Below are 9,330 nucleotides of genomic sequence, written 5' to 3'. Positions count from 1 at the left end.
AATTATCTCTAGGGAGGAAAGTACTGATTAAAGACTGGAAAACACAAAAGTAAAGGACTTTCACCAAATTTAATGACCAAAAACCTCATTAACTTATGATACAGCTCACCATAATAAAAAAAGCGTGCCTAAGGACACGCTTTTTCTAATTCATTACACTTGAACTGGTTTCCCGCTTGTTTCATGTTCCACTGAATCGGTGACTTTAAAGCGCCCTGCCACAAAGGCAGCGAGGAATGCGCCCAAGACCATAGCAAAGCCCAATACGTAAAAACCATTGATTAAATTACCATCATGCGCCACCGCACCAACAACGATAGGACCCACAATTCCACCGAAATTCCCGCACAGATTAATGAGACCATTGGCCGTACCCGCTTGATCACGCGGCACGAATGACATCGCCCATGCCCACCATGGACCCATGGCAGCGTAAATGCCGATACCGGCTACAACCAACACAATCATGTTAGCAACAAGACTCAAACCTATAAAGTGTTCCACAATGAGAGCAAGTCCTCCGATAGCTAAAGCAACCGCGACAAACGTGCTCCGTTTCCCACCGCGGCGATCTGACATAGTCGCAGTTACGTACATAGCGATGGCGGCGAGGATAAATGGAATCGCAGACAGAAAACCGATGGCCTGTATTCCAGAACTGCTTAACTGTTTCATCAAGCTCGGCATCCACAGGCCGAAGCTATATAATCCAGTGATCCAAAGGAAATAAATGATACAAAACACCCAAATTTTCGGATTCGCAATGACCTCCAAAAGTGAGCCCTTCTCTTTAATAGCCGTTGACTTATTTTTCATCAAGTAATCCCGCTCTTCCTTGGAGAGCAAGCGATCCTTAGCAGGAGAATCTGCGCCCAGAAAATAGAAGACAACCGCTAAAATCAATGGAGGAATTCCTTGTAAAATAAACATCATCTCATAATTCCATGTTTGGATCATCCAGCCCGCCAAAGGAGACATGATAATGGAAGAGATAGGAAGCGACATTTCCGAAAAGTTAATCGCGCGGGCCCTTTCTTCGTCCGGATACCAGTTCACAAAATAGATAGAAAACGCTGGCCATACGACACCTTCAGCCAATCCCATGATAAAACGCACAGCCATCAGGGCAGCAAAGCTATGGACCATACCAGTGAGCATCGCGGCTGCTCCCCAAACGATTAAGGCAAAAACAATCATCGACTTGGCGCTGAATTTTCCGGCAACCCATCCTCCCGGTATTTGGGTAAGCACATATCCCCAGAAGAAACCGGAAAGCAAAACTCCTACACTAGCAGTGGAAAGTCCAAGGGATTTAACCATTAAAGGGGCGGCCATTCCAATATTGGAACGGTCCACAAAAGCTGTCAGATAAATTAAAAAGAGTAAAAGTCCAATACGGTACCAGCGGGCTTTTGGAATCTTTTTCATTTTTTTCACTCTCCAAATTTTAAAATTTATTGTATGGTATCTCCTTGATGATGACTTTTTTCAGGCTATTCCTGACAGAAATGGATGCAAGAATTGCAGCCAGCAGGCTTCCTAACGTCAAATTACAAACCATGTTCGCCATTGCGGCCAGCCCTGCCAAAGGGCCAAACGTATCATTCGCCAGTACAGTCGCCAAAGCAGAATTGCAGATCCCTACTTCAAACACAATCGAACGGCTTTCCACTTCGTCATAGTGGAGGAATTTCGCAAAAAGATAGCCCAGCAGCATCTGCATAATAATTTGCAAAATGACACATAAAAATAAGGAAGGTAATATGGCCGGATGACCCAGCAGCGGCTTACTGGCCTGGGAAGCAATGCCCAAAACCACGATATACAAGGCAGCCGAAGAAGAAATGGGTGCTGCTGGTTTCACATGCTGCTGGATCTTCGGAAAATTATATTGTATAAATATTCCGATAATTAACGGTAAAAAAACAATCTTTGTCATCTTCCATAGAAAGGGCAGATAAGCAAAATGCACACTGGAACCAATAAAAAGCTTCGCTAAAGCCGGCGTGATCAAAGGGCCGAGCAGCGTGTCCACCGCAGACATGGTGATACTCAAGGCAAGATCCCCTTTGGCAATTAAAGAGTTCAGATTAGCCGAAGTACCGCTGGGGACAATTCCCGCCATGACAACCCCTGCAAAAAACTGGGTGGATGAAAAAAATAGATACGCCACAAGCAGCGAAACGAGTGGAGCAATCACCCATTTTCCGGCTGACCCCACAAGAGGGACTTTTGGTTTTTGGATCAGTACCTTCAGACGTTCCAGATCCAGTGTCAGTCCCATTATCAACAGGACAAAACCAAGAGCAAGGCTGCTAATGGCACTAAGTGGAGTGAATAACTCCGGCGAAAAAACAGCCCATGCAGCAAATGCTATGATCCAAATCGGCATTAAGCGGGCGATCACAAATGTTGCCATTTTCATTGTTGGAGCCTCCAAACATTCCAAAGGATAGTTTATTAAAATAATTATTCCAAATTGTCCAATTATTTTAAATGGTACAATTTTACCAAAATAATCCTATCCTCTAATCAAACCAATAAATCGATTCCTCTACCCGGTTCAACTTCACTCGCTGTCCGATGGAAGCCTGATCTCCCTCTAAGCGGGCCGTGACTCTCAATCCCCCGTCTAATTCGACCAAGGCAACGACATAAGGCAGCTGTGATTCATACTTTCCTGCCGCCACGCGAATAGTGGTGTAGGAATAAATGATACCTGTGCCTGTGTGTTCTGTTTCGACAAGATGATCGGAGGTGCATTTTGGACAGCTGTATTTAGGAGGGATGGCTTGATGGCCGCATTCCTCGCAGACTACCACCGTGATTTCCATGCGCTAAACCCCCTTTCCGGCAAAAAGATGGACGACGGAATAGGCTCCCGTTCCGCCCAAATTTTGCGCCATGCCAATCCTGGCCCCTGGCACTTGGTTAGATGCTGTTCCTCTAAGCTGGGCGACAATCTGGATAATTTGCGCAACACCGGTGGCACCAATCGGATGACCGCGGGATAGGAGGCCGCCGCTCGTATTGACTGGAATCTTCCCGCCGTGCTGTGTCAGCCCTTGTTCGACCGCCTGCCAGCCGGTTCCCTTTTCGAAAAAGCCAAGATCTTCAATGGCTAGAAGCTCTGTCATCGAGAAGCAATCATGAAGCTCGAGCACATCGATATCATCAGGGCCCAATCCCGCTTGGGCATATGCTTGCCGTGCCGCTTCCACCGTAGCGGAAATCGTCAGGAGCTCTGGAATCTCCTGCATGAGCGGCGGACCCGAGGCTTGACCTGAGGCAAGCACCTGGACACCAAGCTCTTTTGCCGAAAGAACCACCGCAGCAGCGCCATCCGTTATCGGGGAACAATCAAATAATCCGAGCGGGTCACAGATCATCCTAGCTCGCAGGATCTCCTCTATGGAGGTCCCTTTTTGGAATTGGGCTTTTGGGTTATTCAATGCATATTGGCGGTTTTTCATAGCTGCCATGGCTAAATGATCTTTACGTGCACCTGTTTCATAGAAGTAGCGATTGGCCACAATGCCGAAAAATCCAGGGAACGTCAACCCGGCTGGTCCCTCATTGGAGTCATTGTCCATCGCCATGTTAATCGCGTGTGTCACAGTCTCCGTTCCGGCATGAGTCATTTTTTCAACCCCCAAAACCAGGACCCGGTCATAGATTCCTCCCGCAATCAGCTGGTAGGCCTGACGGAAGGCAATCCCTCCAGAAGCGCAGGCTCCCTCCATTTTGGCAGCAGGAATCGCCCCCAATCCCAGCGAGCTTGCAAGCATCGAACCCAGAATTTCTTGTCCGGCCAAGCTTCCTCCCATAAAATTGCCCACAAAAATCGCATCAATTTTCGGCTGGCCCGCGTCTCGCAGCGCTTCCCGGCCTGCTTCCACAGCAAGCGATTTGATGCTCCTGTCATGCTTGCCGAATTTCGTCATGCCAATGCCTGTTACGGAAACCTTTCTCATTTGGATACCTCCCAATACTCCGCACGAATTTCTTTGCGCATGATTTTTCCGTAAGAGCTTTTCGGCAGAGTATCCACGATGAGAATGGCTTTTGGCTTTTTATATCCAGCCAAGTGATTCCGGCATAGCTCAATCAGCTCCAGTTCTGTCACTTGTTGACCCTCTTTCAGCACCACATGCGCATAGACAGCCTCTCCCCATTTCTCATCGGGGATGCCAAATACACAGGTTTCCTTGACAGCCGGATGAAGATTCAGCACTTCTTCCACTTCCCGCGGATACACATTCGCTCCTCCGCTGATAATCACATCCTTCTTGCGGTCGACAAGATGCAGAAACCCTTGAGAATCCAGCCATCCCAGGTCACCGGTATGGAGCCATCCATCCTTTAGTGTTTCGGCTGTGGCCACGGGCTGATTCCAGTATCCCTTCATCACGAGTGATCCCCGGCAAATGACCTCACCTATCTCTCCAACTGACAATGGTTTCCCCTGATCATCTATAATTCTCACGTCCACAAAAGGACCGATGGCTCCGCAGGAATCGGGCTTATTGGCCAACTCTTCTCTTGGCATCATCGTGATCGTCATGGGAGCCTCGACCTGTCCATACGTTTCGACAATTTTAGGCCCGAGCCATTCTAACGCGTCCTTGATTTTCTCCGCGGCCATCGGGGCACCTGCCATATTGATTGTCCTTAGGGAGGAAAGATCCCTTGAAGGGAAGCTCGCTTCATGAATCATCAGATTGACCATCGTCGGCACCAGAAAGACAGTGGTAATTTTTTCTTTTTCAATGGCCTCAAGAAAATCCTTCGGCTCAAACTTATTGAATACTACCTGCTTACACCCCAATAAAAGAGCACATTGAGCCAGGAAGTTGCTGCCGTGGGTGAGCGGAGCGACATGCCCAATCACATCCTGCTGCGTAATCCCGCAGCCCATGCTCAAAGAAAGAGCACCTGAAATGAAATTGCGATGTGTAAGCATAACCCCTTTGGGCCTTCCGGTTGTTCCCGATGTATACATAATGGCGTATGTATCACCTTCGGCCACCTCAATAGCTGGTATGATATCGGGATACGGTGAGATCCATTCCTCATATTCCGCTGTGGTCACCATAGGACACAGTGTCTCGATTCCCGGTAGCAAATGGGGTTCAGCGATCAACAGGCTTGCCTCTGAATGCTCCAAAATGTATTCATGCTCTTTCGGATGCATTCTGTAATTAAGGGGAACCTTAATCAGCCCCGCCCAAGCGATGGCTACGTCCAATTCGATATGCTCCAAACGGTTGGACATCAGGATGGCGACCCGGTCCCCCTTCTTCAAGCCACGGTCGAGCAGCGCATGGGCCAAACGGGCGGAACGTTCTGACAGTTCCTTATATAAATAGGTAGTCCCCCCATCCGTCAGTGCTGCCTTATTTGCACATCTAAGGCAGGTCTTTCTAGCAAGGCTCGCTATTGTTTCCATTCCATCATCACTTCCTTCGGTATTGAATGGTTTGAAAGCCCAGGTCAGAGCGGTACGCCCGTACAGCATCTATTTCCTGGCCAACAAGGATCGAAAATTCCAACGTTACCAAGATGATGTTTTTTCCCTTGAGAAAATGCCCTCCCCGAATCTGGCCGTCCTGGTCAATAATCAGACCATGAAAATGCAGGTCAAGTTCCCCTTCCTGATTGCGGCAGATCATTCCCGTGCCTTGGAGAATTTCCATGACGCCTTGGATGGTCACTGGATCACTGTAGGCTGGCTGTCCAACTGGGCCTTTGATCCCGTAGACGTAATGGGCCTGCTCAAGGGATCCGATACAAGTCACCATGCCGGTATCGACTCCATGGTACTCGCATTCCTCGAGCAGCCCTTGCATCAAATCCTGGCCTTTTTCCAGGGTTCCCCAAATGACGCCCTGGTCGCGGTTATAGACCGACTGCCTTTTGGCCGACATATCATCCTCCCCCCTTACATCATTTGCACGCCTCCGCAGACATTGAGCGCCTGGCCAGTAATGTAGGCAGCTTGATCGGAAGCAAGGAATAAAGCGGCTTCGGCTACCTCCTGCGGCTGCCCCACTCGCTGAAGAGGAATCGGGCCCACATAATCGAGAATGGCCTTTTCCGCGGAACCGCCAAAGAGAGAAGCCCGATCACGGCCAATTGCCTGCAGCATTTCCGTTTCCATTGGACCAGGACAAACCGCATTGACCCGCACCCCATATTCTCCAAAAAAATCCGCCATCGACTTTGTTAAGCTGAGAACCGCTGCTTTTGAAGCCCCATAATGCATGGCCAGCGGCCGGGGAAAGCGGGCGGCGATCGAAGATATATGGATGATTGACCCCTGGCCCCTTGTGATCATATGTTTCCCGACCGCTTGAGAAAGAAAGAACAGCCCTTTTAAATTGACGGAAAGCACACGGTCCCAATCGTCTTCCTCTACTTCCAAAAAAGGTTTTGTCTGCATGATCCCTGCATTATTAATCAAAACATCGATTCGCTCTGTGTCCGCAATGACCTGGTCTACCGTTTCCCTCAATTCCTGAACATTCGTAATATCCATGACCACATTTTTCACATAGCCGGTCAGCTTCAAACATTCCCGCTTCGCCTCTCCCAAGGCCGCTTCATCTCGATCGACGAGAATCAGGTTCGCCCCTTTTCCGGCAGCAGTACGAGCCAGAGCTAGCCCGATGCCTCTGGCGGCACCGGTAATCATGATGAATTTCCCTCCCAAGTTATCCAATGGCCAGCCCTCCACATACTTTTAAAACTTGACCGGTCACATAATTGGAAGCAGGTGAAGCCAAATAGACCACGGCCTCGGCAATGTCGGCCGGATCGCCCATCCGCTTGATCGGCTGCCCGTCCAAAGGATACTCCAATCCTCTGGTCAGTTCCGTAACGACCGACCCTGGGGCAATACTGTTACAGTAAATGCCCAGCTCCCCTACTTCCTTGGCCACCCATTTCGTCAGGGCGATGATGCCTCCTTTAGAAGCGGCATAAGCCGGACCGGATCTTCCTCCATTGCTCCCGGGCAAGGAAGAGGTAACCCCCCCGATAATGCCGGAAACCGAACTGATGTTGATGATTTTGCCGTAGCCTTGATTCTTCATATAAGGATAAATCACTGCTTGCGTAAACAAGAAGGTCCCGAGAAGGTTCGTATCGATATCACGCTGCCAATCCTCTACAGTCATTTCCTCCAATCCCAGACGTGAAGCCGTCCCAGCATTATTGACCAGGATATCGACTTTGCCCAAGCGTTCAACCGTTTCAGAGACTGCCTTTTGCACTTCCTCCTTCTTGCGTATGTCAACCTGCATCGCCAAGACCCTGATATCAGGGTTTTCCGATTGGATGGCTTGCACTGTTTCTTCACTGGATAAAAGATCGATGATCACAATATGGCATCCGCTTTTAGCCAGCGCTCCAGCGCAGGCTGCACCGATTCCCCGTGCCGCTCCTGTAATGATGGCCACTTGACCTTTCAAGCTTGGATTATGGCTTATTTCCCACATATGTAAAACTCCCTTCTATTTCATGAGTTAACTATGCAAATATCATGCCAAAATTTCACTCGCATTAAGTTAAGCGCTTTCAGACTTATATGCATTTCTGCATATGCAAAAATGCTCATATTTTTAGTTAATTGCGCATACTTGCCTATATAGTTTTCAGAATATAAAATATATTTAAACAGAAGGAATCAGGTGGAATTTCATGACAAGTATCCAAAACACTCGAATCACCGAGAAGCTTTACCAGTCACAACTACTACTTACACATTTAATTGATAGTTCCTATGATGGCATCACGATCATGGATCCTTCTGGAAGAATCATATGGTACAATAAAGCCTATTTGCGTATTTCAGGATTAGCCCCCCACTTATTGGATACCTTAACCGTCGATGAAGTATTGGAAAGAGGTTTCGTCAAACTGTCGGTATCGAAGGAAGCGATCATCCACAATAAGACGATTACCAAGCTGAACCAGTATTCTACAGGGATCGAAGCCTTGGTTACGTCTACTCCTGTCCTGGATGAAGAGGGAAATTTACTTTTTGTCATCAGCAATATAAGAGATTTAACCGAGCTGAATCGATTAAAGAGACAGCTGGATGAAACGAACAGCCTGACCGAAAGCTACAGGAAAACACTGCAGGAAATGCAGGTGCCGAGTATGGATGGGACGCAAATCATCTACCGCAGCCAGGCAATGGAAAAAATCGTCTCTCTTACTCAAAAAGTTTCTGCCATCGATACGCCTGTCCTCATTTTGGGAGAATCCGGGGTGGGAAAAGATGTCCTGGCCAACTATATTCACTTCAACAGCGACCGGCTTGACAAAGGAACCTTTGTAAAAGTTAACTGTGGGGCCATTCCGGAGAATCTGCTCGAGTCCGAACTATTCGGCTATGAGCCTGGTGCCTTTACAGGCGCGGCACGACAAGGGAAAGCAGGACTTTTCGAGGTTGCCGATCATGGGACGCTTTTTTTGGATGAAATTGGAGAGATGCCCCTCTCCTTGCAGGTGAAACTGCTGGGGGTTTTGCAAGATATGAAGATTCAAAGAGTAGGTGGAACGAAATCGATTCCCATCGATGTCCGAATTATCGCGGCCACGAACGCAAACCTGGAAGAGCTGATCCAAGCCAAAAAATTCCGTGAGGATCTTTTCTTCCGAATCAATGTGCTGCCCATCCACGTCCCGCCGCTAAGGGAGAGGATGGAGGATATTTTTGTATTGCTGATGCATTTTCTCCAGATGTTTAACGAAAAACATGGCAGGGGAAAGACATTTCCCTCCCATCTCATCGATCAGCTGCTTGCTTATCCATGGCCCGGAAACGTTCGTGAGCTAAAGAATGTAATCGAGCGGCTCGTCATCTTATCCGATGAAGATTTCATCCCTGAATCCTTGCTTCCGCCTTCTATTTATCAGCACAAGTCGTCGGTTAAGCCATCTCCGGTATCTCCGGACATGGGAGCTGCAAGGGATCCAAAGATTTCCCTAAAAGGAATGATAGATGAATATGAAAGGACCCTATTAGCTTCCTATTTATCTACTTATCGTCCCATGAAACGGTGTGCGGAGATCCTTCAAATCGACTTGGCTACCCTTGTCCGGAAGAAAAAGAAGTTTGGGCTGTAAGCCTGGAGAATGAATTAGTTTTTCAAGCTAACAACCCTAATTTATTCATACTAATTCACAAAATATAACCTCATTTACTGTTCCGTCAGAAGAATACGTCAAAGAAATTCCAATATAAAAAAAGCCCAATTTTTAATTTGGTCCAGATTTTTAATCTACATTTACAGGATTTATTAAACGAAAATAGAGCATAGG

9 protein-coding genes are annotated in these 9,330 nt (G+C 47.8%); 1 reads left to right on the top strand and 8 read right to left on the bottom strand.

The annotated features are described in order from the left end of the window. Positions 1-153 precede the first annotated feature (153 nt). The 8 genes from V7266_RS20780 to V7266_RS20745 form a co-directional block, all read right to left on the bottom strand. Positions 154-1,428, bottom strand: a complete 1,275-nt coding sequence (locus tag V7266_RS20780; RefSeq protein WP_335470532.1) for an MFS transporter — start codon at positions 1,426-1,428, stop codon at positions 154-156. A 19-nt stretch (positions 1,429-1,447) separates the two neighbouring features. Further along, positions 1,448-2,425, bottom strand: coding sequence for a bile acid:sodium symporter family protein (locus V7266_RS20775; protein WP_335470530.1), 978 nt, complete (start codon positions 2,423-2,425; stop codon positions 1,448-1,450). Between the two features lie 103 nt (positions 2,426-2,528). Beyond that, on the bottom strand, positions 2,529-2,834 hold the full coding sequence (locus V7266_RS20770; protein WP_335470529.1) for a Zn-ribbon domain-containing OB-fold protein: 306 nt from the start codon (positions 2,832-2,834) through the stop codon (positions 2,529-2,531). A 3-nt stretch (positions 2,835-2,837) separates the two neighbouring features. Further along, positions 2,838-3,974 (bottom strand): thiolase domain-containing protein, encoded by a 1,137-nt coding sequence (locus V7266_RS20765; RefSeq protein WP_335470536.1) that lies wholly within the window; start codon positions 3,972-3,974, stop codon positions 2,838-2,840. Beyond that, the gene (locus V7266_RS20760) at positions 3,971-5,449 is read right to left on the bottom strand and encodes a class I adenylate-forming enzyme family protein (protein WP_335470528.1); all 1,479 of its coding nucleotides are present in this window, start codon (positions 5,447-5,449) and stop codon (positions 3,971-3,973) included. The genes V7266_RS20765 and V7266_RS20760 overlap by 4 nt, the downstream gene beginning before the upstream one ends. A gap of 7 nt (positions 5,450-5,456) precedes the next feature. Continuing rightward, entirely contained in the window at positions 5,457-5,927 is a 471-nt protein-coding gene (locus tag V7266_RS20755) for a PPC domain-containing DNA-binding protein (protein ID WP_335470526.1), read from the bottom strand. Positions 5,928-5,941: 14 nt separating this feature from the next. Then, the gene (locus V7266_RS20750) at positions 5,942-6,736 is read right to left on the bottom strand and encodes an SDR family NAD(P)-dependent oxidoreductase (protein ID WP_335470525.1); all 795 of its coding nucleotides are present in this window, start codon (positions 6,734-6,736) and stop codon (positions 5,942-5,944) included. Further along, the gene (locus V7266_RS20745; RefSeq protein WP_335470524.1) at positions 6,714-7,499 is read right to left on the bottom strand and encodes an SDR family NAD(P)-dependent oxidoreductase; all 786 of its coding nucleotides are present in this window, start codon (positions 7,497-7,499) and stop codon (positions 6,714-6,716) included. The genes V7266_RS20750 and V7266_RS20745 overlap by 23 nt, the downstream gene beginning before the upstream one ends. 202 nt (positions 7,500-7,701) lie before the next feature. Here V7266_RS20745 and V7266_RS20740 point away from each other — a divergent pair, with 202 nt between their 5' ends. After that, a complete protein-coding gene (locus tag V7266_RS20740; RefSeq protein ID WP_335470523.1) occupies positions 7,702-9,135 on the top strand; it encodes a sigma-54 interaction domain-containing protein in 1,434 nt (477 codons plus the stop codon). The last annotated feature ends 195 nt before the right edge of the window (positions 9,136-9,330 follow it).

Source organism: Neobacillus drentensis (assembly GCF_036965645.1).
GTDB lineage: Bacteria > Bacillota > Bacilli > Bacillales > Cytobacillaceae > Neobacillus > Neobacillus drentensis_D.
The sequence above is the reverse complement of the archived record's forward strand: the minus strand, read 5'-3'. Positions and strand labels throughout refer to the sequence as shown.